Here is a 25,119-nt window from a genome sequence, read left to right on the forward strand (position 1 = left end):
GGGAGTAAGGATGATCTTGCCGCGGGTCTGCCCGGTCTCGCTCCTGCGGTGGATCGAGGCGAGGTTGATCACAATGTCGAGGTCGCCGGGGACCGTGGTCACCCTGCTGGGATACGCGATCTGCCTCACCATGGCTCCGGAGACCCGAGGCCGGGCAGCCGGTCGGCCGGCGCGGCGGAGAGACGAGGATTCTGCATGGCGGTGCCCCCTCGCCGTGTGGCGGCGAGGGGGCGTTCTCGTGGGGGGTCAGAGCTTGCCGACTCCGGCGCCCGCGGTGACGGTGGCCTTGACGCTGGTCCCCGGCTCGCCGGAGTAGGAGTACGGGATCGCCGCCACGGAACCGGGGTTGCGGGTGACGATCGCGCCCGACCCCACCAGGTGGTTGCCGGACTCCCGGATGTTGCCCTCGGCGGAGTCGCCCTCCTTGATGGAGGTGGGACGGCGGACGTTCTCGTAGTAGTTGCGGTCGACGAACACGCCTGCGCCCATGGTGGACGCGGTGCCGTAGCTGCCGATGTTGCTGTAGTAGTTGTTGACCACGTGCACCGGGTTGGCGAAGCGCACTCGCGGGTGGCGCTGGTTGGTGCCCTGGAAACCAGTTGTGCACGTAGGTCACGCGCAGGTGGCCCCGGTCCTGCGAGGCGTTGCTGTCGGAGTGGCCGATCAGCGCGGTCTTGTCGTGGTCGTGGAAACGGTTCCACGACACGGTGATGAAGTCGGAGCCGCGCTTGATGTCCAGCAGGCCGTCATTGGCGTTGGACAGGTCGTTGTGGTCGATCCAGATGTTGGTCGAACCGTCCTGGATGTTGATGGCGTCGTCGCCCGCGCCGCTGAAGCTCAGGTTGCGGACGATGACGTTGCGGGATCCGTCGAAGTTGAGGCCGCCGCCGGTGATGCGGCCGCCGGTGCCCACGCCGATGATCGTCTTGTTGGAGCCGACCTTCTGCATTCCGGCCAGCGAGATGGTCCCGTTGACCTGGATGACCCGGCGGGCGTCCCCGGCGACGTGCTGGCTGAGCTGGGAGGCGTTGGTGGCGGTCACGGTGGTGCCGCCCGCGCCGCCGGTGGTGCCGCCGTTCATGCTCGCATAGCCGACGGGGCTGCTCTCCGGCGCGGCGGCGGCGACGGGGCGGGCGGAGACCTCGGTCTCGTACGAGCCGACGGCGACGGTGACGCCTGCGGCGACGACTGACGCGGCGGCCAGACCGATGAACGTCCTCTTCATGGTTCCTCCTCTTAACGGGCGTAGACCGATGGCTGTGCGGGGGTGGACATGCGGTCGCCGATGAAGAAGCTGGGATGGGGCGGCTGGTTGTAGCCGGAGTTCTGCCAGGCCAGGGCGACGCGGTACTGCGTGTCGTGCTGCAGGGTGTAGATCTTGCGGTCCGTCACGGCGCGGGAAGTGTGGATCCGCAGCCTGGTGTTGTCGGTGGTGCGCCAGATCACCTCCTCCCTCCAGTCGCCGAGCAGGTCGCCGGACAGCGCGGGGGTGGCCTTGGTGCCGTTGTTGGACGCCACGCCCGAGCCGGTGAGCAGGCGGGTGTCGCCGTTCGGCCCGTACTTGTCGATCTGGGTGCGGTCCAGCAGCTCGCGGACCGGGTCGGCGTCCCACCAGGCCAGGAAGTTCATCGACGACGGCTTGCGTCCGGCGGTGTTGCCGGTGACGCTGCGCAGGTCGCCGTCGGCGGCCGACCAGAACTCGCCGCCGACCCGGCCGTTCCAGATGTCGCTGCCCACGCCGCGTCCGTTGTCGCCGCCCGCGGGCGTGGACCACAGGACCTGGCCGGTGCGGGCGTCGGCGTACCAGGACGAGGGCTTGGAGGAGCTCTCGCTGACCTTGAAGTACTCCAGGCCGGGACGGGCCGGGTCGAAGTCGCCGAGGTGGGCGGCGTCGCCGTGGCCGAGTTTGGTCGTCCACAGGCCGTTGCCGTTGTCGTCGACGGCCATCGCGCCGTAGACGATCTCGTCGCGGCCGTCGCCGTCGACGTCGCCGACGGTCAGCGAGTGGTTGCCCTGCCCGTCGTAACCCTTGCCGGCGTTGGTGGAGCTGCTGGTGTCGAACGTCCAGCGCCGTGTGAAGCGGCCGTCGCGCCAGTCCCACGCGGCGATGACCGAGCGGGTGTAGTAGCCGCGCGCCATGATCAGGCTGGGACGCGAGCCGTCCAGGTACGCGGTGCCCGCGAGGAAACGGTCGACGCGGTTGCCGTACGTGTCGCCCCACGACCCGACGTTGCCCCGCGCCGGCACGTAGTCGACGGTCTGCATGGCGGCGCCGGTCTGGCCGTTGAACATGGTGAGGAACTCGGGCCCGGCCAGGATGTAGCCGCCGGAGTTGCGGTGGTCGGCCGAGGCGTTGCCGATGACCTTGCCGGTGCCGTCGACGGTGCCGTCGGCGGTCTTCATCGCCACCTCGGCCTTGCCGTCGCCGTCGTAGTCGTACACCTGGAACTGGGTGTAGTGGGCGCCCGCGCGGATGTTGCGGCCCAGGTTGATGCGCCACAGGCGGGTGCCGTTGAGCCGGTAGGCGTCGATGTAGACCGGGTCGGTGACGCCGGATTGGGAGTTGTCCTTGGCGTTGGCCGGATCCCACTTGAGGACGATCTCCTGCCGTCCGTCGCCGTCGAGGTCGCCCACGCTGGCGTCGTTGGCGCTGTAGGTGGACGACGGCGGCTGGATCGGCACGTCCAGGGTGCCGTCACCGAACCGCAGCGACGGCTCGGACGCCGCGCCCTCGGCACCGTTGACCACCGGCCGCACCGTGTACGCGGCGTCGGCCGGGGCGCCCGCGTCGAAGTAGTTGGTGGAGCCGGTGACCGACGCGACGCGGGCGGACCCGCGGTACAGGTTGAAGGTGGTGCCCGCGGCGTCGGTGCCGAGCAGGCGCCAGCCGACGTAGTTGCCGGTGCCGGACCGCACGCTGATCAGGCCGCGGTCCAGGTCCTCGACTTGGCGGGCCGCGGCGGCGCGGCGGTCGACGGTGACCGTCCGGTCGCCGCCCTGGCCGGCCACGACCACGACGGCGGTCGCGGTGGCCGCGGCCGCGACCAGGGCGATCGATATGAGCGGCGGTTTGACCCGGCCGTACGATCCGGGGGATGAGCGGGGGGCTCGTGTCACGACTTCTCCCTTGAGAAGGCTTCATGCGGTGCCGGCACCGATGGGAAAGGGCTTTCCATACCCCTAGTCGCCACGGCCCGCCGAGGGGTTGCCGCGTTCCCGCATATTTCACGGCACGCCTCACCGGCCTGGGAAACGGCTCCCTCACCTGCCGCGCGACGCTGGCGGTTTGGGGTCCCTCTCGCGGGTTCCTCGGGCCCTAGGGCCCTGTCTCCTGGTTTCGCCGCCGCCATAGCGTTCCGACGCAGCCGAAAGCGCAAACCGGAAAGGGATACCGATGTCACTGCACAAGCCGGTCACCTTCAACACCAGGCGCCTCGCGCTGGCCGTTCCGGCCGTGGCCCTCGCCGCGACCTCGATGCTGGCGGCCCCCGCCGAAGCTCGGACGGTTGACGACGGAGCCTCGGCGACGGCGTCGAAGTCGCTCAAGTCCAAGAAGAAGAACCGGCCGGACGTCATCGTCTGCCAGGTGAAGATGAACAACCCCCACAACTCTCATCACGTGCGCGGCACCATCAACGCGCAGGCCACGGTGAAGTGCACCAAGCCCGTGGCGGGGATGAAGCTGCGCGTCAAACTTCTCAAGAACGGAAAGGTCCGTAAGACCAGCGGCTGGAAGGTCAACAACGGCAAGTCCAGCATCAAGCAGAACGCCGCGCTCACGTGTCAGCCCAAGAAGCGCTGGCAGGCCATTGCCGAAGTGTGGGTCTGGTTCCCGCCGAAGTACCTGCCCGCCGCCGGGAACAGCACCGTACGGAGCGCCGTCCGTACGATCCAGAAGTGCAACTGAGGATTTCGCGACCTCGGGGCGGTGAGGCAGTGCCTCACCGCCCCGAGGGCTGTCGGGCGAAAGAGATGATCTCCGAGGTGGCGGCGACGTTCCCCTGGTAGGGCAGGACCCGTGCACGCTCGCCGGAGCCGTGGCTGGTGCCCGAGGCCTTAGAGGAATCTGGGAGCCAGGCGGTCCGCGGTGTGCAGGACGAGGGCAAGAGGCCGGGTGAGGGACGCCACGAGCGCTCCCAGCAGGCGTCCGCGACGCCTGGCCGAGACCCGCGGCGGAAGGGTCGCGAACAGCGTCGCAAGGCCTGGGAGCGGACGGATGAAGATCTTGATCTCGACGATCTGTCCCTGGTCGTTGAAGCGCACCAGGTTGATGGCTTCGAGTTCCACCCCGCGAACGCGCGCGTGAAAGGAGAACGCTCGCGTATCGCCGAGCGCGAGCGGTTCGGTGGTGTGGAGGTCCTCGAGGACGGCGAAGATGTCGCGGTGCAGTGCCGCGACCTCCTCCTTGCCCTCGAACCGCACCCGCGTTGTGAGCGGGGAGTGGAAGACCACATCGGACGCCAGGAGCTTGGCGACCGCATCGGCGTCGCCGCTTTCCCCCGCGGCGCGCAGGGCGGTGATCGCTGCTGAGACCGGCGAGGTGGCGGGGGCCGGGGGGCTGGAGGCAGACATGGGAACCCATCTGGTGAGCGAACGTGCGATGCTTGATAAAATCAAGCTTCCTTTAGGAGGTCAAGTAGATGCCGACTCGCTCCTACGGGCAGTTCTGCGGTTTGGCGCGCGCACTCGACGTGGTGGGTGATCGCTGGAGCCTGCTGATCATCCGCGAGCTGCTTCCCGGTCCGATGCGCTACGGCGAACTCTTGGCGTCGCTGGACGGGATAGCCACCAATTTGCTCGCCGAGCGCCTGCGGAGCTTGGAGTCCTCCGGAGTGATCCAACGGGGGCTGGCCCAGCCGAGCGGCGTCGTGTACGCCCTGACGCCTTGGGGGAGCGAGCTCCGTGAAGCGATCGGGGCGTTCATCCACTGGAGCTTCCCGCTGATGGCAAGCGGCCGAGGCGACGACACCGTGCAGCCTCGCTGGCTGGCTGTCGCGCTCGAAGCGCTGCTCCGCGGAAGGACGGCAACACCTCCGGCTGAGCTGGGCATCGAGGCTGCAGGTCTCTTCATGACCTTGCGGATCGACAAGGACGGCCCCCACGTGATCCTGCAACCCGACCGGCGCCCCGGCACCATTCTGCAAGCGGAGCCAGAGGCGGTCCTGGGACTGGCCGCCGGTGCGATCAGCATCGACCACGTACTGTCCCAGGCGAGCGTCCACGGCGATCCGCACATCGTCACCATGGTGCTGGCCGGGGCGCAGACATGAGCGGATTGCTCGACGAGGTCCTCACTGCCCATGGCGGTCTTGAACGATGGCGAGCTGTGACCGCCGTGACCGCCCACGGGAGATTCGGCGGCCTCCTGCGCTCACGCTTTCCCGGGAACCGAATGTCCAGCGTGACCGTGCGGGTGGATTTGGCAGAACAGCAGGCCGTGTTTCACGGCTTCCCGCAACAGGATCAGCAAGCGGTGTTCGATCGAGGCGATGTACGGATTGAGACCCGCGATGGCCAACTGATCAAGGCCCGGCGCAGCGCTCGCGCCGCATTCGCCGGACTCAGCGGACTACGTCGCAACCTGCGCTGGGACGCTCTCGACGCCGCCTACTTCGCCGGATACGCATGGTGGAACTACCTGTCGACACCCATGCTTCTGACACGCGCAGGAGTCACCATCACCGAAGGCGATATCTGGCCGGAGGCGGGTGAGCATTGGCGACGCCTGGAGGTCGGTTTCCCTCCGGATCTCCACACTCACTCCCCACATCAGACCTTCCACGTGGACGCCGCCGGGCTCATCCGCCGGCACGACTACGTCGCCCACCCCGTCGGTGGGTGGGCGCGCGCCGCCCACTACTGCAACGACCACCGAGACTTCGCTGGACTCGTCTTTCCCACCCGGCGGCGAGTGGTCCCACGAGGCCTTGGCGGCAGGACTCTCGCCCATCCGATCCTTGTCGCAATCGACATCGACCACATCGAGATCGAGACATGACCGCGGAGGCGCGACTATCGCCCACGCTCCGTGGCGGACGCTTCTGAGGACTTCGCGCGTCACGACGGGCACAGGTGCTCGATCATGACGTGGTGCTGCTCGGTCAGCCGCTGGGCGATCAACGAGCGGTGGCAGGCCTCGGGGTCGCGCTCGACGCAGAGCAGCGCTGCGGTCCCGCTGCTCGGCAGCGCGGATACGATCGGCGCGAGGTCGGCGCGGTCGAGGATCTCGGTGGTGTAGCGGCGGATGTACTCGGCGGCGAGCTCGCGGCGCGAGCGCTTGCCGACCCCTTGGCGGTCATCCTCGGCGTACTGGAGCTGGCGTAGCTCGGTGGTCGGCGCGAGCTCGGGGTGGTGCTCGTACGCGATCCGGGCCTGGGCGAGGGCCGCCTGTAGCCGGAGTGAGTTCGCCCAGGCGTACTCGGGTCCGCGGACACCGCGGCGCTGGCGTACGTCGAGGAGCAGGCGGACGTCCGCGTGCTCCAGTCGTTGCAGGAAGGATTCGCCGTCGAAGCCGTAGACGCCGATCGTCACCATTCTGAGCAACGGAAAATCACCCACCTATCTGCTGTCCGTGCCGCCTCCGGCAGCTCTGCCGGAGGCGGCGAGGTCGCATCACGCGACGGCGGTGCCCTCGAGTTCGACCATCAGGGCGGGGATCGCCAGGCGGGCCACGCCGAGCATCGTGGTGGTCGGCGCCACCTGGGCGGCGCCCAATCGTGAGGCCAGCACGCGGTTTGCCTTCCTCGCTCATCGCGGTCTGCCCGGAGCAGTACAGGGTCCGGGTGTACCCGGAGCCTCCCAGCCAATCACGACATCCCTTGTCGTGTTTTCTGGTAAAAATCTTCGTATGCGCGCCGACCGGTTGGTCTCGCTGGTGCTGTTGCTGCGCCAGCGCGGTCAGCTGACTGCGGCCACGCTGGCCCGCGAGCTGGAGGTGTCCACCCGCACGGTGCTGCGCGACATCGAGGCGCTGTCCGCGGCCGGCGTCCCGGTCTACGCCGAACGCGGCCGGCACGGCGGGTTCGCGTTGCTGCCCAGTTTCCAGACCGAGCTCACCGGACTGAACCACGACGAAGCGCTCGCCCTGCTGATCGCCGGATCACGGCGCGGCGCGCAGGCATTCGGCCTCGGCTCGGCACTCGCTTCGGCCATGCTCAAGGTGGTCGACGCGCTACCGGAGAGCCATCGGGACGCCGCGGCCGGCGCGGCCCAGCGATTGCTCATCGACCCCGAGATAGACCTGCTCTCCCGCCGGATGGTCACTGAAGAGGTGCCCGACACCGTCATGGCCGAGATCCGGCGCGCCGTACTCGCCGGACATAGGCTCCGCATCCACTACGCGGCCACCGGCCAGACACCACAGTGGCGCACGGTGGACCCGATCGGCCTGGTCACCGTACGTGGCCAGGGCTACTTGCTGGCCACGAGATCTGGCGCGGACCGCACCTACCGGCTGTCCCGGGTCTTGGCCGCCAATGAACTCCCCGAGCCGGCACAGCGACCAACCCGGGTCGACCTGGACCGGGCCTGGCAGGAACGCAGCACGCGGTTTCGGACCGGCGGCGACCAAGTCACCGTGCTGGTACGGGTGAAGCCGACGCGGCGGGAGGAGCTGGTGGGCACCGCGCTGGCCGTCCATGCCGAGGAGCCCGACGCAGACGGCTGGCTGCGGCTGGAGGTGGCCTTCCAGGATTCACGACACGCCGAGTGGGCGCTGTGGCAACTCAGCACGGACGCGGAGGCCCTGGCCCCGCAGTCGCTGCGCACCTCCCTGCGCGACCGCGCCGCCGCGATTGCCACCTGCTACGGAGTCTCATCCTGAGAGGCCCAGGCAGGGGCGATGGACACCCTTTTTCGAGGTTTCAAGCCGTGTCGGCGCATCGGCGTTGATCAGCTCGTGTGCGAAAGCCAGCGGTCTGTGTTGCGATGGCGGCCGAGTCCGACTGCGTCGAACTCATCGATGTGATCGCCCTTGACGGCCCCGAGCCGCCGAAGCGCCTGGGAGATCGGAGTGCCGGCTGCGGGAGACGACTCTCCCTCGGCCAGGTGCAGTGGGCCAAGGATCACCTTCCCTGCATCCCAGACCTGCGCGGTCTGTGTTCCTACCCCGCCGAAGTAGTCAGCTTCGATGTAGGCCACCGGTCCCGCCGCCGAGCACGTGGCCAGCACGCGATCGAAGCCTGCGGGTGCCTTCCAGAACCCGTCGAGTCCGGGTGCTCCGGCGACCGTGACCGCGTCGAACAGCGCGTCGGTCATCGGCAAGAGTGAGAGATGTTGGCTGAGAGGAACGATGCGCGCTTCCGTGATGGAGCCGGTCAGTTCGCGGAGCACTGGTTCGGTGGCTATGACCGCCTGTAGGCAATACATGCCTTATTCTCCCGCAATCCAGTGCCACGACCGGGGTCGATTGCCACGACCGGGCCCGGACCCGGGCATGGCGGCAGCCGATCCTCGGCCCCGGGGCGTCACACGACCGCGATGGCGTCGATTTCGACGAGGAATCCGGGCGCCAGGCCGGCGACGACGTGGACGGTGATGGCCGGCGGCGGATCGGCCGGGTCCCACACCTGCTGGAAGGCGGCCACACCCTCGTCGAACGAGTGGCCCTCCACCGTGGCGATGGTCCAGTGCACAATGTTGGCCAGGCTTGCCCCCTCGCTCTCCAGGATGGTCGCGAGGTTGCGGAACGCCTGAGCGGCCTGTTCTCCGAGCGTGGGGCCGACGATCTTGCCGCTGGCGTCGACGCCGTTCTGTCCGCCGATGTAGATCGTCTTGGCCGGCTGCTCGACCACGACGGCCTGGCTGAAGGCCGGACTGCGGTGGAGTCCCTCGGGGTTGATGTGCCGTGTGCTCATGTGTCGCCTCCTCAACGAGGAAACCACTAATAGTGGTTTCGTTCAACACCGGTTATAGTGGTTTCATGCGAGCGAGCGCAACTGGACGGGTGTTGCACGATCCCAGGGGAGGGTCGTTCCGGTTCGACGCCGGTGCCGTCTGCCTGGACTTCGCCCACACCGGCGGCGAGGGCGCGTACGCGGTGTTCGAGACTCTCCACCAGCCTGCCGACCTGGGCGAATGGCTGGCCCAGCCGCCGCTGGCCGCAGTCATGACGGTCCCCGTGACGGCCCGCGAGCTGACCGCGGCCAAGGCCCTGCGCCAGGCGATCTGGGACGCGGCGCACGCCCGGGCGGCACATCACCCTCTGCCGGTCGAGGCGGTCGCGACCATCAACCGCGCCGCGGCCGCGGCGCCGCTGATCCCCGAACTGGCCGCCGACGGCACGACCGCGGGGTGGGCGCCGCCGGTGCGGGCGACGCACGCGCTGTCCACCCTGGCGCGGGAGATGATCGACCTGCTGTCCGGGCCGCTCTCCGGACGCATCCGCGAATGCGCAAGTGACAACTGCCCGCTGGTGTTCGTCGACACGTCCCGCCCCGGCGCCCGGCGCTGGTGTTCGATGGAGCGGTGCGGCAATCGCCACAAGCTCCGGGCGCTTCGCGCCCGGCGGGCCGCAGACTCGTGACGCCGCCTCAGCAGATGCGCGAAAGCGACCCAGCGCCGCGCACGACCGAGCACCTGAGCCAGCCCGCCACTCGACGGTGCCTTGCCCACCGCGATGCCGGGGAAAGCATCGCGGTGGGCATCGCGGTGGGCATCGCGGTGGGCAAGGTCCGCTGCAACCGCCGGCCTGACAATGTCCGGCACGCTCGTCTCAGCTCCGCCGCGCGTCAGCACGGCCTATCCGTGGGACTTACGGGACGGCGACGCTGAGGCGGGGCCCGACGCCTATCGGATTCGTTCCCGGCATGACGACGACATACTGGCCTTGGCATCGTTCGCCCGTGTAAGCGGTGACCGGGGTATTCGTCCTGTTTGCCACGGTGTCGAACCTGATGGTGTCGTAGCAGCCCGGCGCGGGATTGATGTAGGTGACGGTCCGGCCGGTGGTCCCATCGGCGAGGGTCAGCCTGCCGGTGGCCGCCGTGGCCGGCGCCGCGGCGAATCCGATACCGCCGGCCACCAGTGCCGCGGCAGCGACGAAGCGCGCCATCGACTTCATTTCTCACATCCTTCGGAACGGGAGGAAAGGTCGGCCGGATATTTACGCATGCATAAGGAAAGATTGGATTCGGTCGTTCCAGAAGTCGCCCACGTAGGCGTAGCTTCCGTGGCCGTACTTCACATCACTGCCACCGTAGTTGACGGCGGTGTACCACTGTGTCCAATGGCAGTTGTTGTGCACCCTGAACGAAGATATGCTGTAGCGCCAGGCGCGGTCGTAGTAGCCGACGTCGCGCACTCCGTATCCCGCTTTGTCACACGGGCCGTACAGCCCGGTGTAGGTCATCGACGCCCCGTCGTAGCTGGCATGCTGATACCAGGTCATGAGAGCGGTTTCGGCGTTGATGCCGAGGTCGGCCCGGTCGGCGGAGCAGGTGCGCGAGACGACTCGGGAGAATTTCTCGCCGGGTCGTATTCTGTCGAGCACGACCCGGCAGTGTCCGGCGGCCGGACTGCTGGGCGTGGTTGCCGTCGGGGTGGGCCCGGGCGGCGCCGTGCTCGCGGCGGCGCCTGTGGTCGTGAGCGCGGTCGCCAACATCGCGGTCGCGCCGAAGACCAGGCTGATGGAGTTGCGGAGGGGTGTTTTCACTGCCATCTCCCGTTGTCGGTCTGGTGGGCCGGCTGCAGCGCTACGACGACTGGATCCAGATGGACCGGATCTTGTCGTTCATGGTGTCGCCCACGTACGACCGGTTTCCGTGGTACCACATATTGGTGCCCTTGAGATTGGTCTCCTGATATGCATGGACGTTGTCGCAACTGTTCCAGACCTTGAACGAAGAAATCATGTTCCGCCAGGTGTTCCCGGTGTCGAGGATCTTGTATCCCACGCGGTCGCATGGACCCCAGTCGCCTTCCACGTAGGTCGACCAGCCGTTGTAGTTGGAATGCTCATACCAGGTCATGAGCAGGGTCTTGGCGTTGATGCCGAGTTCGGCTCGGTCGGTGGAACAGGTGCGAGAGGTCACCCGGGAGGCCTCCTCGCCGGGCTGTACCCGGTCGAGCACCACGCGGCAGTGCATGCCGGACGGCTTGGCGGGTTCGGTTTCCGCGCTGGCGCTCGTGGCTCCCAGAACGGTCGACGAAAGCACGGCCATCCCGAATATCGTGGCGATGGAGCGGCTCATGGATTTTTTCACACAACCCCCATGGTTCGATCCTCGGCAGGGTGGAGCCCGGTCGGTGTCGGCTATTCCTGTGTACGAAAGCCCCCGGGTCGTCGCCTGCCGACGATACGACTGTGTCAGCTGAACTGATCATCACATAGAGCGAATTGCTGGACCGCCAGGAGACTTGCCAATTTTCGCCGGATTCCTGCCATCGCCGCCGGGCGGTCCGTGTCCAGGGGCCACGGCGGTGCCCATCACCGGTGCATTAGACGAGTGTTCTGGATGGCGCTCGACGCGGCGATCAATTGGTCAACGAAAATGCCGGTATTGGGGATCGCGGTGCCGGTGGGGACCGTAAAGTACACCAATTCTGTCTAGTGCAGAAAGCGCGGGCTGCCAGGTCGCCTGCCGCGGCGACCTGCTTGATATCCGCGAGCACAGGGGTACGGGGGTGACGAGCAATGTCGGTGCCATGGCGTTTAATCGAGGGGTGAACGTTGAGGAGCGCATCGCTGAGCTGACCGCCGAGGTCAAGCGGCTGAACGATCTGTACTACGGCACCGGCGACAGTCCGTTGCCGGATGCTGACTACGACGCGCTGAAGGACGAGCTGGCGGCGCTGGTCGCCGAGCACCCGGAGCTCGAGCCGGCCGACAGCCCGCTCGGCAAGGTCAACGCGCCGGCGGAGCTGACCGGCCCGACCATGCGCCACGCACGCGCGATGCTGTCGCTGGCGAAGGCGACGAGCGAGGAGCAGATCCACACGTTCTGCCAGCGCTTCGGCGGTCAGGTCTTCCGCGTGTCGGAGAAGCTCGACGGGCTCTCGCTCAGCGTCGTCTACGTCGACGGGAAGCTCGACTACGTCGCCACGCGCGGCACCGGCGCGGTCGGCGAGCTGGTGACCGAGAAGGTGCGCCACGTGATTCCGGGCCTGCCGACCGAGATCGCGGCGCCTGGGCGCGTCGAGGTCCGCGGTGAAGCGGTGATGCTGCGGTCGGTGTGGGAGGCCTATAACCAGGCGCACCCGGACCGGACGCTGACCAACCCGCGGTCGGGCGCCGCCGGGACGCTGGTGCTGAAGGACCCTGAGGCCGCGGCGAAGGCCAAGCGGTTGCTGAGGTTCTTCGCGTTCGGCGCTGATCGCGATGGCGTCGCGGTGGAGATCCCGGCGGGTTTTGAGCCGGTCGCCCAGTACGTGTGCACGAGTGCCGCCGAGGTGATGGACGCGATCCATGAGATCGGTGGCCGCCGCGACGGGCTGGACTATGACATCGACGGCGCGGTCGTGCGGCTGCACGAGCCGGCGGCGTTCGACGCGGCGGGCTTCAACAGCGCCGAGCCGCGCGGAGCGATCGCGTTCAAGTACCCGCCGGAGGAGAAGCTGACCACGCTGCTGTCGGTCGAGTGGCCGGTCGGCAAGATCGGCCGCGTCCCGCCGCGGGCGAAGGTCGCGCCGGTCTTCGTCGGCGGCGTGACGGTCGAGAACATCACCCTCCACAACCCGCGGCTGATCCGCGAACGCGACCTGCGGATCGGCGACACGGTGGCGGTCGTCCGGCGCGGCGATGTGATCCCGTTCGCGGGCCGCTCGCTGCCGGAGATGCGCGATGGGAGCGAGGTCGAGATCGTCCCGCCGTCGCACTGCCCGTCGTGCGGGTCCGAACTGGAGGTCCGCGGCACCGGCGAGGAGCGCTGGTGCTTGAACTTGCAATGCCCGGCGCAGGCGACGCGCCGGCTGATGCACTGGGCCTCGCGCCCGGCGGCCGACATGGAGGGCGTCGGCGACACCTGGATCGAGAAGCTCGCCGAAGACGGCGTGCTCAAGCGACGCAGCGACTTTTACGACCTGACGGCCGAGCAGCTGCTCGGCTACGAGCGGATGGGCGAGGTCAGCGCCAGGAACATGGTCGACTCGATCGCGTCCTCCAAAGGCATGGGGCTGCGCCGCGCGCTGATCGGGTTGGCGATCCCGATGGCTTCCGAGGGCACGGCCAAGCGCCTGTGCCTGGCCGGCTACCAGCGCATCGAGGACATCGCGGCTGCGACGGTCGACGACCTGGTGGCCATCCGCGACATCGGTCCGAAAGCCGCCGAGAGCATCGTGGCCTTCTTCGCCCGCGCGGAGGTCCAGGAGGAGATCGCAGCCCTGAGAGAGCGCGGCGTGAATCTCGACGTGCTGGCCGAGGACCGGCCGGTCGACGCGGCGGCCGCGGGCGACTCACCGCTCAAGGGCGCATCGGTCGTGATCACCGGCGCGTTCACCGACCCGCGCTCGGGCGCGAAGATCAGCCGACCGGACGTCACGCGCCTGGTCGAGCAGGCGGCGGCCACGACCGCCTCATCGGTCTCGGCCAACACCGACTACCTGCTCGCCGGCGACAACGTCGGCGCCTCCAAGACCGCCAAGGCCGAAAAGCTCGGGGTCACGGTCGTCCGCCAGGACGAACTGTGGCGCTGGCTGGCCGAAGCCAACGTCATCTGATCGCTGAGATCAGGCACGTCGGCGCTCTGGTCGCGATGTGGAAGGAAGCCGGCCAGGCGCCGTGGAGACCGGCGAACAAGCGCCATCGGCGTGGAAAGGGCCGGTCTCCTCCGTCCGCGATCGCGCGGATGAGCTGGGCGAACGGGCGGGACAGGACGTGGCCCATGTCGGTCAATTCGTAGGTCACTTGCGGGGGAGTGGTGGGCTCCACGGTACGTGTGATGAGGCCGTCGCGTACCAGCGTCTGCGGTTTGGCCGAGAGCATTGTGTCGCTCGATGCGGTGGCGCAGCTCGAAGAAGCAGCGCCCCGGGCTGCAGCGCGCACAGGATCAGAGGGACCCAGCGCTCTTAACTCCCTCCAGGTCGGGTCCCCGGGTGAGCAGGCCGGCACGGGCGGCCTCGGCGGCGATGGCGGCGCCCCGGGCGGCCACGCCGGCGTCGATGGGCTCGCCGGTGATGAACATGCGGTAATAGACCGGCGCGGCCATGATGCGGATGACCTCGACGGGGTCGGTGTCGGCGGGTATCTCGCCTCGCTCGATCGCACGTACGGCGAGTTCGGCGACGTGGGCGGTGCGTGTGGTGAAGAAGGCCGTGAGGTCGTCTCGGAGCTCACGGTCGTGGACGGCGGCTGAGACCAGGATCTCCAGGACGTGACGCAGCGTTGGATCGTTGTGGAAGGCGAGAATGCCGTGCGCCAGGGCGAGCAGGTCACCGTCCAGGGTGCCGGTGTCCGGGAGTGGGATCAGCGCCTCCGCCAGTTCTGACAGCAGCTCGGCCACCAGCCGGTCGACGCTGGCCCAGCGGCGGTACACGGTCGTCTTCGCCACGCCCGCGCGCTGGGCGATCCGTTCCACGGTGATCTGCTCGTAGTCGGTTTCGGCGAGCTCGGACCGCAACGCGTCGAGCACGGCCGCGCGCGTCCGGGCCGTACGTCCTCCGGGACGCCGGGTCCCCGCTCCAGTCGCACTCAATCAAAACTCCAGTTGCATTTAGCGGTTCGGCCTGCCATGCTCAACCTTAACGCAACTCGCGTCCTGTTTGTCGAACCACCGCGTCCCCTTGCCACGAAGGGTTCCGTCATGCGTGAAGTCCAGGAGAAGGGCCGTCCCGGACCGCGGGCACGGCGGTGGGGCATCGTCCTCGGGGCGATCGCGGTCTCGCACTGGCTGGCGGATGTGCTGCTGCGGACCGACCTGCCGCTGCCGCGTGCGCATCTCACAGGTGTGTCCTGGCTGTGGAGCTACCCATGGTTCACTGCGGCCTGCGAGGCTGGGCTACTCCTCGCCGGCGTCCTCCTCTACCGCCGGGCCGCCCTCAAAAAGGCGGGCCTGGATAATGCGGCCGCCAGGACGGCCGAGCTCCGCCGGATCGAACGAAACCTGCACGATGGCACACAGGCCAGGCTGGTGGCGCTCGGCATCAGCATCGGGCTGGCCGAGCATCTGCTCAAGGACCGTCCGGAAGCCGCCTTGGAGCTGCTGGTCGAAGCCAGGAAGGCCAGCACGGACGCCCTGGCAGAGTTGCGGTGCCTGGTCCGCGGCACCGACCTGCCGGTACTGGCCGAACACGGCCTGGACGCAGCGATCCGCGCGTTAGTCCGTGCGCTGCCCCTGCCGGTGGACATGGAGATCGACCTGCCGGAACGTCCGGACCCGCCCGTCGAGTCAGCGGCCTACTTCGCAGTGGCCGAGGCGATGGCCAACATCGTCAAGCACAGCCACGCCACCCGCGCCTGGCTGCGACTCCGCTACACCGGCGGACGCCTCGGCATCCAGATCGGCGACAACGGCAGGGGCGGAGCGACCCCCTCGGCAGGCACCGGCCTGCGCGGCGTACAACAACGGCTGGCCCCGCTCGGCGGGACCCTGCTCATCACCAGCCCGCCGGACGGCCCCACCCTGGTCTGCGTGGACATCCCCTGCGGGCCGCCGATTACCCGGCGCACAGAGAGTGCCTCGGTGGGCCGGCGTCGCTCCAGAGCCGTCTTGTAATGATCAAGAAGTGACGAGCTCGTCAGCGGACGGCCCGTGACCGAACCGCCGCGGTGCCGCCCGCAGAATTTCTCCTCATAAGCGACTGGGCTGGCAGTTGCACGCACTTGGCGGCAGCGCGCCGCCGAGGTCGACGTCGGTACTGGGGAACGCGGCCCGCAGCCGCTCCATCATGTGCTCGGACAGATCGTGGTGGTGGAAGTCCAAGCGCCGCAGATGAGTCAGAGGCTGGCCGGAGAGCAAACTTCCGGCTCCCTCGTCGGTGAGTGTTCCGCGCGCCAGGCCCAGCGACCGTGGAACTCGGGCGGACCGGAGACAGGCGCGCTGAGGCGCCAGGCCGGAATCAATCAACTCCCACAGTTCGGCTCTGAAGTGCGCTCGGCGTGGCGGTTTGTCAGGTGACGGGCGGCGCGCAGGACGGCGGCGGCCAGCCGGTGGTTTTCGGGCGCTCCGCCCCCTGCTCCGGGGGTGAAGCGGCGGCGTGTGTAGCTGTAGGCGACGCCGGTGCCGGGGTCGGCGAACGACTGCGCGCCCACCGCGCCGCTGTGGCCGAAGGCGCCCGGTCCCAGGAACGGGTAGCGCACACCCTGTGCCTCGAAGCCGAGGGTGAAGTGGTCGTGTTCCCCGGTGACAAGATCGACGCCGTTCGAGTGGATGGTGGTGAATTCGGTGAGGGTGGCGGGGCGGAGCAACGGGTCTCGGCCGTCCACCTGGCTGATGGCTGCCGCGTACATCTTGGCGAGGCCGCGCGCGTTGCCCACACCGCCCGAGGACGCCGGGCCCGATGCCCGCACCGCCCGGGTATTGGCGAACTCCACCAGGTCGGTGGGAGGGGTCGCGTTGAGGTTGAAGGCGATCCCGGTCAGGCTGTGCGGGTCCGGCCCGTCGACCCGGCTCTGCATCGGCTGGACGTCCAGGTAGCGCGGTTCGAGCGACTCGGGGAGGCCGAGGTAGAAGTCCAGCCCGTACGGCGCCCTGATCCGCTCGTCGTACAGCTGCTGGATCGAGCGGCCGGTGACGCGGCGCACCACCTCGCCGGTGAGCGCGCCGATCACGAAGGCGTGGTACCCGTAGGCGGTTCCGGGTCGCCAGAACGGTCGCTGGTTCGCGAGTCTTTCGGCGATCCGCCGGTCATCGGCCAGTTCCTCGGCGGTGAATCCGCCATCTACCCCGATCAGGCCGGCCTTGTGGGCGAGCAGGTCCCGGAGTGTCAGCTCGCCCTTGCCCTCGGCGGCGAACTCCGGCCAGAAGTGGGCGACCGGGCGGTCGAGTTCGAGCACGCCGTCCTGCACCAGCAGCGCCACCACCAGGTGTGCCGCGCCCTTGGCCGACGAGTACAGGCCGAACAACGACTCGCCTGCCACGTCCTCCCCGGCCCACAAGTCCATCACCTGCCGCCCATGCGCGTATGCGGCCAACTGCGCGTCCAGCACATTGCTCTCGGCGAGGGCGGCGGCGAACTCCTCCCTCACCTCTTCGTAACCTTCCGCGACCGTGCCCTGAACGCCCGTCTCGGCCAACGTCGTCTCGGTCGGCATCCTCACTGGTTTCCCTCCGGGTCCGTCAGCGTGCCCTGCTCGTCGGCGACCACCTCGGCGATCGCTGCGAAGAACGCGGCGATCCCGGGCAGGTTGGCGCCCTTGGCGCGGGACGCGGCGAAGTCCTCGGCCGAACGCCACTCAACGATGTCCAGCCACTCCTCATCCGGCAGCCGCACAAGGCGGGCGTCCACGAACCCCTCCCGGTCGGCACGGAAGTCCGCCACCATGGCCGGTCGGGCCGCCAGCAGCGCCTCGACCTGGTCCGGCGCCACCTTGAAGCGAGTCAGCTCCACGAAGGTCGTCATCGTCATCTCCTTGATCACGTTCTGGCGGCGACGATATAGTCACCTCCAGATATAGTCAACATAGGTGACAGTCATATGGGGTGACCTGATGGAGAGCCATGCGACGCAGTGAACGCAAGCGGACCGATCCCGACCTGGGGGTCCTGACCAGCCGGCTGCTGTTCGCCATCCAGGCCGAGCTCTTCGACACGCTCGCCCGGCAGGGACATACGAACCTGCGGCCGCAGCACGGCGCGGTCATGGCCTACCTGGACGCCGAGGGCAGCCGCGCCACCGACCTGGCTCGCCGCTCCGGCCAGCACAAGCAGGTCGTCGGCAAGTTGATCGACGAACTGGAGGCTCTCGGCTACGTCGAACGCCGCCCCGACCCCGGCGACCGCAGGGCCAAGCTCATCGTCCCCACCGTGCGCGGCCTGGACCAGATGACCCGATCCGACGCCATCCTGGCCGAGATCGAACAGCGTCACGCGCGTGCCGTGGGCCCCGACGCCTACACCGAGTTCAAGCGGCTCTTCCGCCAGATCGTCGAAAGCCAACGCGCCGGGCGCGACTGAGGCCGCCGGCCCCACCCGGGGTGGGTCAGGCCCAGGCTCGCCTCAGGGCCGAGGCGGCGCGTTCCATGGCGTCCTTGGCGGCGGGGATGACGGCCGGCATGGCGAAGAACCCGTGGATCTGGCCGTCGTAGCGCACGTACTCGACCGCGACACCGGCTTCGCGAAGCCGTTCGGCGTACGCCTCCCCTTCGTCGCGCAGCGGGTCGTACTCGGCCGTGAACACCAGCGCGGGAGGGGCGGCGGCCATAGTGGCGGCGTCGGCGTACAGCGGCGAGATGCGCGGATCGCGGGGATCGGCGCCACCGCTGAGGTACTGGTCCGTGAACCACGTCATCGCTGCCTTGGTCAACAGCAGCCCCTCACCGTTCTCCTCGATCGAGGGATGCGGCTGGGCCAGGTCGGTCGCCGGATACACCAGGATCTGCAGCGCGAAGGCCCCCGGCAGTTCCTGGGCGAGCACGGCGCTGAGGGTGCCTCCGGCCGAATCTCCGCCGACCGCCATCCGGGTGGGGTCGCCGCCCAGAGCCTCGATCTCGGTGGACACCCACTTGGCAACGGCGATGACGTCCTCCACGGCGGCCGGGAAGGGATGTTCGGGTGCCAGCCGGTAATCGACGTTGACCACCAGGCAACCGGCGTGACGGCACAGGTCACGGGCCGTCGCGTCGGATGCGGCGGCGCTGCCCAGCACCCACCCGCCGCCGTGGATCCAGATCATGACCGGATGCGGGCCGTCGCCTTCCGGCCAGTACAGCTTGACCGGAACCTCGTTGGCCACCGCGTCCTGGGTCCGGGCCACCGGTGCCGGCTCGCCCGCCAGGGCGGACAGTCCTGCGTACGCCTCGCGGGCGTCGGGCACCGGCAGTTCGTTGAGCGGGGGAACGCCAGGCTGCTGAAGCATGTCGAGCACGGCCTGCGCCGACGGGTCGATGGCCATCGTCTTCTCCTGTCCTAGCCTGCAGGCTCGCTGATAGAGCCGCTGACCAGGGTCGCTTCACACCTCCATGGGGGGATAGGGGGAATCAACCCGTTCACCTACCTGTCCCTGGCCCCGTCGCTGTTGATCCACTGTGCGGGAGCACATGATCACGCGGAGGCCGGATTCGGGAACGCGGGGGATTCAGAGGGCTTGGATGAGGGCCTCGGTGAGTTCGTCCGTGGTGGCGGAGCCGCCCAGATCCGGGGTGATGGTGGCGCCCTTGGCGAGCACGGTGGCGATGGCGTCGGTGATATCCGAGGCGGCACGGGGATGACCGAGGTGGTCGAGCATCAGGGCGGCGGACCAGACGGTCCCGAGGGGGTTGGCGATGCCGCGGCCGGCGATGTCGGGGGCCGATCCGTGGACGGGCTCGAACATCGAGGGGAATTCGCGTTCGGGATTGAGATTGGCCGAGGGGGCGATGCCGATGCTGCCCGCGATCGCCGCCGCCAGGTCACTGAGGATGTCGCCGAAGAGGTTGGAGCCGACGACCACGTCGAAGCGTCCGGGCTGGAGGACGAACTTCGCGGCCAGGGCGTCGATGTGTTCCTGGTCCCAGGTGACGCCGGGATGGTGGATGGCGCGTTCGGCGACCAGTTCGTCCCAGAACGGCATCGTGTGAACGATGCCGTTCGACTTGGTGGCCGAGGTGAGACGGCCGCCACGTCGTGCGGCGAGATCGAAGGCATAGTCCAGGATGCGCGTCACGCCGGCACGGGTGAAGATCGCCTCCTGGATCGCCACCTCCTCGGGGAAGCCCTGGTACAGCCGGCCGCCGACCTGGCTGTACTCGCCCTCGACGTTCTCCCGGACGATCACGAAGTCGACCTCGCCGGCCGCCGCGGTGCGCAGCGGGCTGGGCACGCCCTCGAAGACGCGGATGGGGCGCAGGTTCACGTACTGGCGGAAGCTTCTGCGGATGGGGATCAGCAAGCCCCACAGGGAGACGTGGTCCGGAACACCCGGGTATCCGACTGCCCCGAGCAGGATGGCGTCGTGCTCGCGCAGCCGCTCCATCCCGTCGTCCGGCATCATCGCGCCCTCGCGCAGATAGCGCTCGCACGACCAGTCGAACTCGGTGTACGTGAGTTCGATGCCGTGCCGTTCGCTGACCACGTCCAGCACCTTGCGCGCGGCTGGAACGACCTCGGTGCCGATGCCGTCACCGGGGATGAGGGCGATCCGATGTGTCTTCGTCATAGGGCCGATTGGAGCAACAACGTCTGAGCACGTCCAAGACACGTTGTCGATCCGCCTTATAGGCAACGCCTACTGGTGGGCTCTCAGGGCCATGGTGAGGAAGTCCCTGGCGGTCGGGCTCAACCATCCCTTCCGGCTCACCAAGGACAGGTGGAGAGACGCGGGCGGGTCGAGATCGAGCACCACCGCACCCGCGCGCAGGGCCAGGGGGCGCCAGGCCTCGGCGAGTATGCCGACCCCCACCCCCTTGAGAACGAGAGGCAGGATCGCCGCCCGGTGTTCGGTCTCCACCGCGATGGACAGATCGATGCCCGATGCCTGGATCTCATCGACGAGCCGGCGCATGGCCGTGCCCCGTTCTCCGGCGATCACCCGCTGCCCGGCGAGCCGTTCGCGCGGCACCGCAGGCCCGGGGGCGAACGGTCCTTCCGGTGCCGAGACCAGGACGAGCCGCTGCTCCTCGACGGGATGGAGGTCGACGTCCGCGGTCGCGGGCGGGCTCCACGCCGACAACAGGCCCAGCTCGGTGACCCCGTTGCGGGTGAGGTCGATGACGGCCTGCGGTACCGGGGCCTCGCGCAGGATCACCTGAACGCCGGGATGCTCGCGGGTGAAGCCATGGATCATGCTGCTGAGAGGCTCGACCGCCGGTGAGGGCATCGAGGCGATGGTGAGGCGGCCGGTGCGCCTTCCCAGCGCGGTGGTCACGCTCTCCCTGGCCACCTCGAGGCTGCGGACGGCCTGCCTGGCGGGACCGATCAGCGACTTCCCGGCCTCCGTCAGCACGACGCGCCGCCCGATGCGGTGGAACAGCGGGCTGCCGAGGTCCTTTTCCAGCAGGCGAATCGCCTGTGACAGGGACGGCTGCGCGATGTACAGCGCGGAGGCCGCCCGGTTGAAGCCCCCGTGGTCGACGACGGCAAGAAAGTACTCCAGCTGGCGGACGTCCATCGGCGGCCCTTCTGCGCGTCCCGACCTATAGGCAGAGCCTTTCACCCAAGTAGAGAAGTCGTCTCGGCGCGGGGGATGACATGAAGCCTGCGTGTGACGGACATTACAGAAGTGAACGCCTGAGCCTACGCGTCGAGGAGGGGCCGATGACTTCCGACGAGACCGTGCCGCGCACCAGAACAGACGTGGAAAAGGCCCTGCTGTCGCACGCGACCTACCGCAGCCTCGGCGAGCAGCGGCTTTCCCCACAAGAGGAACGATTCGAACGGGGACGCAGGACCACCGGCCTGTGGTTGGCGCCCCTGGTCGCGGCCGTCTTCCTCGCCCTGCCGCTCGACATGGCGCCCACGCAGCAGACGCTCGCCGGGATCCTCCTCGGCGTGATCGTCCTGTGGGTCACCGAGCCCGTGCCGATCCCGGTCGGCGGCCTCATCGGCGTCTCCGCGATCGTGCTCTTCGGGGTGGTCCCGGCGGCGGACGCGCTCGAACCGTTCGGCTCCACCACGATCTTCACGTTCATCGGGGCGTTCATCCTCGCCCAGGCGATGCTCAAGCACGGCGTCGCCCGGCGGTTCGCCTTCTTCATGCTGTCGCTGCCCGGCGTCGGCCGCTCCACCTTCCGGCTGATCATCGCCTTCGGCCTGGTCACGTGCCTGTTGTCGGCGTTCGTGTCCAACACCGCCACGGTCGCGATGTTGCTGCCGACCGCGCTCGGCATGCTCACGGTCATCGCCAAGATGCTCCAGGACCGCGGCCTCGTCGCCGAGGACTTCGATCCGGCACGGCTGCGCGTCGGCGCCGCCCTCGTCCTGATGCTCGCCTACGGCGCCAGTGTCGGCGGCCTGCTCACCCCGGTCGGCAGCCCGCCCAACCTCATCGGTCGCGGGCTGATCGAGAAGGCCACCGGCGAGAAGATCTCGTTCGCCCAGTGGACCGCCACCGCCCTGCCCCTGTGCGCCGTGATGTTCGTCGTCCTGGCGGCCGTCCTGCTCTTGCTCAACAAGCCCGAGATCCGCCGCATCGAGGGCGTCGAAGAGTACGTACGGGCGGAACGCGCCGCACTGGGCTCGCTGTCCCGCGCCGAGATCAACACCCTGATCGCGTTCGGCGTCACCGTCTCCCTGTGGATCCTCCCGGGCATCGTCGCGCTCATCGCCGGCACCGACGCCTCGATCTACGACACGATCAGCGGCCGGCTGAACGAGGGCATCGTCGCCGTGCTCGGCGCCTCCCTGCTCTTCCTGCTCCCCACCAACTGGGGCCGCCGCGAGGCGACCCTGAACTGGAGCGACGCCGCACGCATCGACTGGGGAACGATCCTGCTGTTCGGCACCGGCATCATCTTCGGCGCCCTCCTGGAGGACACGGGTCTGGCCAAGACCATCGGCAGCGAGGCCTCCGACGCCCTCGGCCTGGGAAGCCTGTTCGCCATCACGGCCTTCGCCGCCGTGCTCGCCATCGTGATCTCGGAGACCACCAGCAACACCGCCTCGGCCGCCGTGGTCGTCCCCATCATCATCCCCATCGCCGTGGCCGCCGGCGTCGACCCCTTCGTCCCCGCCCTGGCGGCCACCTTCGCCGCCTCCTTCGGCTTCATGCTGCCGGTCTCCACGCCCCAGAACGCCATCGCCTACGGCTCCGGGGTCGTCCCGATCACCACCATGGTCCGCACCGGCTTCGTCTTCGACATCCTCGGCGCGATCTTGATCATCCTCGGCCTCCCGCTCATGGTCGCCCTGACCGGAATAGGTTCCTGAACCGCGGAGATGTGGAGCCGGGCTGTTTTCGGCCGGGGTCAATTCGGTGGCAACAACGGGTGATCAGACATGACGGGCCTTTCCAGGGCGGCGTGACGGTGGGACGCTGAGAGCGAGGGGACGAGCGCGACGCGGATCATGTTGTCCGACGGGAGTGCGCGATGGTCGGTACGAAGACCCATTTCACCAGCGAGAAGGCCCCCTGCGGCAGGACGGTCGACGGCGAGCACTACGTCGACAGGGACGAGGAGGGCCTGGTCATCCGGGACGAGTTCTTCGCCTGCGGATGCCGCCTGATCAGGCATGAGTATCACGACGGCAGTGTCGACGTCAGGACGGTCCGGCACGACGGGAAACGTGTCAGCGAGCCCGGCCCGGACCACGGGGCCTGAGCGCCGGGAGCCGTCTCATGACGTCCACGAGTCGTCTCGTGACTTCCACCTGTGACGTGCTCGTTCTGGGCGGGGGCGGGGCGGGGCTGCGCGCCGCCATCGCGGCCGTGGAGGCCGACCCGGACGTGCGCGTGGCGATCATCTCGAAGGTGTACCCGATGCGGAGCCACACGGTCTCCGCCGAGGGCGGCGCGGCGGGCGTGATCGCGGCGGACGACAGTCTCGATGAGCACGCGTACGACACCGTCTCGGGCAGTGACTGGCTCTGCGATCAGGAGGCGGTCGAGGCGTTCGTGCGGGAGGCCCCCGAGGAACTGCTCCGGCTGGAGCACTGGGGGTGCCCCTGGAGCCGCGAGCCGGACGGCCGCGTCGCCGTGCGGGCCTTCGGCGGGATGAAGAAGATGCGCACGTGGTTCGCCGCCGACAAGACGGGATTCCACCTGCTGCACACCCTCTTCCAGACCTCGCTGAGGTACGAGCGCATCGTCCGGTACGACGAGTGGTTCGTGACCAGGCTCCTGGTCGACGACGGCCGGGTGCGCGGGGTCGTGGCCATCGAGCTGATGTCGGGACGGATCGAGACGATCACCGCGAAGACGGTCGTGATCTGCGCCGGCGGGTGCGGGCGGGTCTTCCCGTTCACCACGAACGCCAACATCAAGACCGGTGACGGCATGGCGCTGGCGTTCCGTGCGGGGGCGCCGCTCAAGGACATGGAGTTCGTCCAGTACCACCCGACGGGCCTGCCGTTCACCGGGATCCTGATCACCGAGGCGGCGCGGGCGGAGGGCGGCCTGCTGCTCAACAAGGACGGCTACCGCTACCTGCAGGACTATGACCTCGGCAAGCCGGACTCCAGGCCGGTGCTGCGCAGCATGGAGCTCGGGCCTCGTGACCGGCTGTCCCAGGCCTTCGTCAAGGAGGCGGAGAAGGGCAGGACGGTCGACAGCCCGTACGGGCCCATCGTCCACCTGGACCTGCGGCACCTCGGCGAGGACGTCATCAACGCCAAGCTTCCGTTCGTCCGGGAGCTCTGCCTCAGCTACGAGCACATCGACCCGGTCCGGGAGCTGATCCCGGTGCGGCCGGTCGTGCACTACATGATGGGCGGCATCCACACCGACATCGTCGGCGCGACGCCGGTGGCGGGCCTTTACTCGGCGGGCGAGGCTGCCTGCGTCAGTATCAACGGGGCCAACCGCCTGGGCTCGAACTCGCTGCCCGAGTGCCTGGTGTTCGGAGCGCGGGCGGGACGGGCCGCGGCGGAGTACGCCGCCGAGGCTCCCGATCATGACGACGCGGCGGCCGGGCACGCGACGGCCGCGCAGGCGCGGGACGAGATCCGGCGGCTGGAGCACGAGCTGCAGCGACGGGACGAGGGCCGGGAGCCGATCTCGACGATCCGCGCGGAGATGCAGCAGACCCTGGAGGAGGGCGCCGGCATCTATCGTTCGGCGGACTCGCTGGCCAAGGCCGCCGACAAGCTGCACGAGCTGCAGGAACGCTACGCGCGCGCCCGGATCGACGACCACAGCCGCACGTTCAACACCGAGTTCGTCGCCCTGCTCGAACTGTCGTGCATGCTCGACGTGGCGGAGAGCATCGTCCACTGCGCGCTGCGGCGCGAGGAGTCGCGCGGCGCGCACCAGCGCACCGATTTCCCGGCGCGCGACGACCAACGGTTCCTTGCCAACTCACTCATTCACCGGAACGCCGACGGAAGCATGCGGGTCGAGTACCTCCCCGTCACCGTCACCCGCTGGCCGCCCGGGGAGCGCGTCTACGGGAGGTAG

Annotated in this window: 27 protein-coding genes and 2 pseudogenes; 11 read left to right on the forward strand and 18 right to left on the reverse strand. The window is 68.6% G+C overall.

Going from position 1 to position 25,119, the window contains the following annotated elements; translation table 11 throughout:
- Positions 1-246 precede the first annotated feature (246 nt).
- The 3 genes and pseudogenes from F8566_RS50765 to F8566_RS00970 all read right to left on the reverse strand — a co-directional run bounded on the left by F8566_RS50765 (position 247) and on the right by F8566_RS00970 (position 3,117).
- Positions 247-564 carry a hypothetical protein gene (locus tag F8566_RS50765; RefSeq protein ID WP_225992843.1) on the reverse strand — a complete coding sequence of 106 codons (318 nt, stop codon included), beginning with the start codon at positions 562-564 and terminating at the stop codon, positions 247-249.
- An 88-nt stretch (positions 565-652) separates the two neighbouring features.
- A pseudogene (locus F8566_RS52785) lies at positions 653-1,225 on the reverse strand (pectate lyase family protein); the annotation flags it as partial.
- Positions 1,226-1,236: 11 nt separating this feature from the next.
- Positions 1,237-3,117: a rhamnogalacturonan lyase gene (locus F8566_RS00970; RefSeq protein WP_151556983.1), complete on the reverse strand. Its 1,881-nt coding sequence runs from the start codon at positions 3,115-3,117 to the stop codon at positions 1,237-1,239.
- Positions 3,118-3,394: 277 nt separating this feature from the next.
- Here F8566_RS00970 and F8566_RS00975 point away from each other — a divergent pair, with 277 nt between their 5' ends.
- Complete coding sequence (locus tag F8566_RS00975) at positions 3,395-3,907, forward strand: hypothetical protein (RefSeq protein ID WP_151556985.1); 513 nt, start codon at positions 3,395-3,397, stop codon at positions 3,905-3,907.
- 149 nt (positions 3,908-4,056) lie between these two features.
- Here F8566_RS00975 and F8566_RS00980 read toward each other — a convergent pair whose 3' ends face one another.
- Entirely contained in the window at positions 4,057-4,572 is a 516-nt protein-coding gene (locus tag F8566_RS00980; RefSeq protein ID WP_151556987.1) for a nuclear transport factor 2 family protein, read from the reverse strand.
- A 68-nt stretch (positions 4,573-4,640) separates the two neighbouring features.
- On the opposite strand from F8566_RS00980, the gene F8566_RS00985 reads away from it, so the two are divergent.
- A complete protein-coding gene (locus F8566_RS00985; RefSeq protein ID WP_151556989.1) occupies positions 4,641-5,270 on the forward strand; it encodes a winged helix-turn-helix transcriptional regulator in 630 nt (209 codons plus the stop codon).
- 131 nt (positions 5,271-5,401) lie between these two features.
- Positions 5,402-5,998: a hypothetical protein gene (locus tag F8566_RS00990; RefSeq protein ID WP_225992738.1), complete on the forward strand. Its 597-nt coding sequence runs from the start codon at positions 5,402-5,404 to the stop codon at positions 5,996-5,998.
- A gap of 59 nt (positions 5,999-6,057) precedes the next feature.
- Here F8566_RS00990 and F8566_RS00995 read toward each other — a convergent pair whose 3' ends face one another.
- Positions 6,058-6,534: a DUF488 domain-containing protein gene (locus F8566_RS00995; protein ID WP_225992739.1), complete on the reverse strand. Its 477-nt coding sequence runs from the start codon at positions 6,532-6,534 to the stop codon at positions 6,058-6,060.
- 78 nt (positions 6,535-6,612) lie between these two features.
- Positions 6,613-6,841 (reverse strand): annotated as a pseudogene (locus tag F8566_RS01000) (hypothetical protein).
- 6 nt (positions 6,842-6,847) lie between these two features.
- On the opposite strand from F8566_RS01000, the gene F8566_RS01005 reads away from it, so the two are divergent.
- Positions 6,848-7,822, forward strand: a complete 975-nt coding sequence (locus tag F8566_RS01005) for a helix-turn-helix transcriptional regulator (RefSeq protein WP_151556995.1) — start codon at positions 6,848-6,850, stop codon at positions 7,820-7,822.
- A gap of 68 nt (positions 7,823-7,890) precedes the next feature.
- Here the strand turns inward: F8566_RS01005 and F8566_RS01010 are convergent, their stop codons facing one another.
- Both F8566_RS01010 and F8566_RS01015 read right to left on the reverse strand, forming a co-directional pair.
- Complete coding sequence (locus F8566_RS01010) at positions 7,891-8,331, reverse strand: hypothetical protein (RefSeq protein WP_225992740.1); 441 nt, start codon at positions 8,329-8,331, stop codon at positions 7,891-7,893.
- Positions 8,332-8,465: 134 nt separating this feature from the next.
- Positions 8,466-8,855: a RidA family protein gene (locus F8566_RS01015; protein ID WP_151556998.1), complete on the reverse strand. Its 390-nt coding sequence runs from the start codon at positions 8,853-8,855 to the stop codon at positions 8,466-8,468.
- 65 nt (positions 8,856-8,920) lie between these two features.
- Between F8566_RS01015 and F8566_RS01020 the strand changes: the two genes are divergently transcribed.
- Positions 8,921-9,523, forward strand: coding sequence for a CGNR zinc finger domain-containing protein (locus F8566_RS01020; protein ID WP_225992741.1), 603 nt, complete (start codon positions 8,921-8,923; stop codon positions 9,521-9,523).
- Positions 9,524-9,751: 228 nt separating this feature from the next.
- Here the strand turns inward: F8566_RS01020 and F8566_RS01025 are convergent, their stop codons facing one another.
- From F8566_RS01025 to F8566_RS01035, 3 genes are read right to left on the reverse strand one after another with little or no spacing between them, the layout of a single operon-like run.
- Entirely contained in the window at positions 9,752-10,060 is a 309-nt protein-coding gene (locus F8566_RS01025; RefSeq protein WP_151556999.1) for a hypothetical protein, read from the reverse strand.
- A gap of 42 nt (positions 10,061-10,102) precedes the next feature.
- Positions 10,103-10,651 carry a hypothetical protein gene (locus tag F8566_RS01030; protein WP_151557002.1) on the reverse strand — a complete coding sequence of 183 codons (549 nt, stop codon included), beginning with the start codon at positions 10,649-10,651 and terminating at the stop codon, positions 10,103-10,105.
- A gap of 40 nt (positions 10,652-10,691) precedes the next feature.
- A complete protein-coding gene (locus F8566_RS01035) occupies positions 10,692-11,159 on the reverse strand; it encodes a peptidase inhibitor family I36 protein (RefSeq protein WP_151557004.1) in 468 nt (155 codons plus the stop codon).
- Positions 11,160-11,622: 463 nt separating this feature from the next.
- On the opposite strand from F8566_RS01035, the gene ligA reads away from it, so the two are divergent.
- Complete coding sequence (gene ligA, locus F8566_RS01040; protein ID WP_225992742.1) at positions 11,623-13,653, forward strand: NAD-dependent DNA ligase LigA; 2,031 nt, start codon at positions 11,623-11,625, stop codon at positions 13,651-13,653.
- Here ligA and F8566_RS01045 read toward each other — a convergent pair.
- Positions 13,646-13,918 carry a winged helix-turn-helix transcriptional regulator gene (locus F8566_RS01045; RefSeq protein WP_151557006.1) on the reverse strand — a complete coding sequence of 91 codons (273 nt, stop codon included), beginning with the start codon at positions 13,916-13,918 and terminating at the stop codon, positions 13,646-13,648. The two genes, ligA and F8566_RS01045, sit on opposite strands and share 8 nt — an antisense overlap.
- 64 nt (positions 13,919-13,982) lie before the next feature.
- A complete protein-coding gene (locus tag F8566_RS01050; RefSeq protein WP_151557008.1) occupies positions 13,983-14,627 on the reverse strand; it encodes a TetR/AcrR family transcriptional regulator in 645 nt (214 codons plus the stop codon).
- 108 nt (positions 14,628-14,735) lie between these two features.
- Between F8566_RS01050 and F8566_RS01055 the strand changes: the two genes are divergently transcribed.
- Positions 14,736-15,647: a sensor histidine kinase gene (locus tag F8566_RS01055; RefSeq protein WP_225992743.1), complete on the forward strand. Its 912-nt coding sequence runs from the start codon at positions 14,736-14,738 to the stop codon at positions 15,645-15,647.
- Positions 15,648-15,994: 347 nt separating this feature from the next.
- Here F8566_RS01055 and F8566_RS01060 read toward each other — a convergent pair whose 3' ends face one another.
- Positions 15,995-17,185 carry a serine hydrolase domain-containing protein gene (locus F8566_RS01060; RefSeq protein ID WP_151557012.1) on the reverse strand — a complete coding sequence of 397 codons (1,191 nt, stop codon included), beginning with the start codon at positions 17,183-17,185 and terminating at the stop codon, positions 15,995-15,997.
- A gap of 2 nt (positions 17,186-17,187) precedes the next feature.
- Complete coding sequence (locus F8566_RS01065; RefSeq protein ID WP_151557014.1) at positions 17,188-17,493, reverse strand: antibiotic biosynthesis monooxygenase family protein; 306 nt, start codon at positions 17,491-17,493, stop codon at positions 17,188-17,190.
- A 98-nt stretch (positions 17,494-17,591) separates the two neighbouring features.
- On the opposite strand from F8566_RS01065, the gene F8566_RS01070 reads away from it, so the two are divergent.
- A complete protein-coding gene (locus F8566_RS01070) occupies positions 17,592-18,047 on the forward strand; it encodes a MarR family winged helix-turn-helix transcriptional regulator (RefSeq protein WP_151557016.1) in 456 nt (151 codons plus the stop codon).
- Positions 18,048-18,072: 25 nt separating this feature from the next.
- On the opposite strand, the gene F8566_RS01075 is transcribed toward F8566_RS01070, so the two are convergent.
- From F8566_RS01075 to F8566_RS01085, 3 genes are all read right to left on the reverse strand, one after another.
- Positions 18,073-18,984: an alpha/beta hydrolase gene (locus F8566_RS01075; protein ID WP_151557018.1), complete on the reverse strand. Its 912-nt coding sequence runs from the start codon at positions 18,982-18,984 to the stop codon at positions 18,073-18,075.
- A gap of 183 nt (positions 18,985-19,167) precedes the next feature.
- A complete protein-coding gene (locus tag F8566_RS01080; RefSeq protein ID WP_151557020.1) occupies positions 19,168-20,226 on the reverse strand; it encodes a tartrate dehydrogenase in 1,059 nt (352 codons plus the stop codon).
- Positions 20,227-20,295: 69 nt separating this feature from the next.
- Positions 20,296-21,177 carry a LysR family transcriptional regulator gene (locus tag F8566_RS01085; RefSeq protein WP_151557022.1) on the reverse strand — a complete coding sequence of 294 codons (882 nt, stop codon included), beginning with the start codon at positions 21,175-21,177 and terminating at the stop codon, positions 20,296-20,298.
- 146 nt (positions 21,178-21,323) lie between these two features.
- On the opposite strand from F8566_RS01085, the gene F8566_RS01090 reads away from it, so the two are divergent.
- The 3 genes from F8566_RS01090 (at position 21,324) to frdA (ending at position 25,119) form a co-directional block, all read left to right on the forward strand.
- Entirely contained in the window at positions 21,324-22,934 is a 1,611-nt protein-coding gene (locus tag F8566_RS01090) for an SLC13 family permease (RefSeq protein WP_151557024.1), read from the forward strand.
- A gap of 161 nt (positions 22,935-23,095) precedes the next feature.
- Positions 23,096-23,326, forward strand: a complete 231-nt coding sequence (locus F8566_RS01095; protein WP_151557025.1) for a hypothetical protein — start codon at positions 23,096-23,098, stop codon at positions 23,324-23,326.
- A 17-nt stretch (positions 23,327-23,343) separates the two neighbouring features.
- The gene (gene frdA / locus F8566_RS01100) at positions 23,344-25,119 is read left to right on the forward strand and encodes a fumarate reductase (quinol) flavoprotein subunit (RefSeq protein ID WP_225992744.1); all 1,776 of its coding nucleotides are present in this window, start codon (positions 23,344-23,346) and stop codon (positions 25,117-25,119) included.

The organism is Actinomadura rudentiformis (genome assembly GCF_008923185.1).
In the GTDB taxonomy this organism is placed as follows: Bacteria; Actinomycetota; Actinomycetes; order Streptosporangiales; family Streptosporangiaceae; genus Spirillospora; species Spirillospora rudentiformis.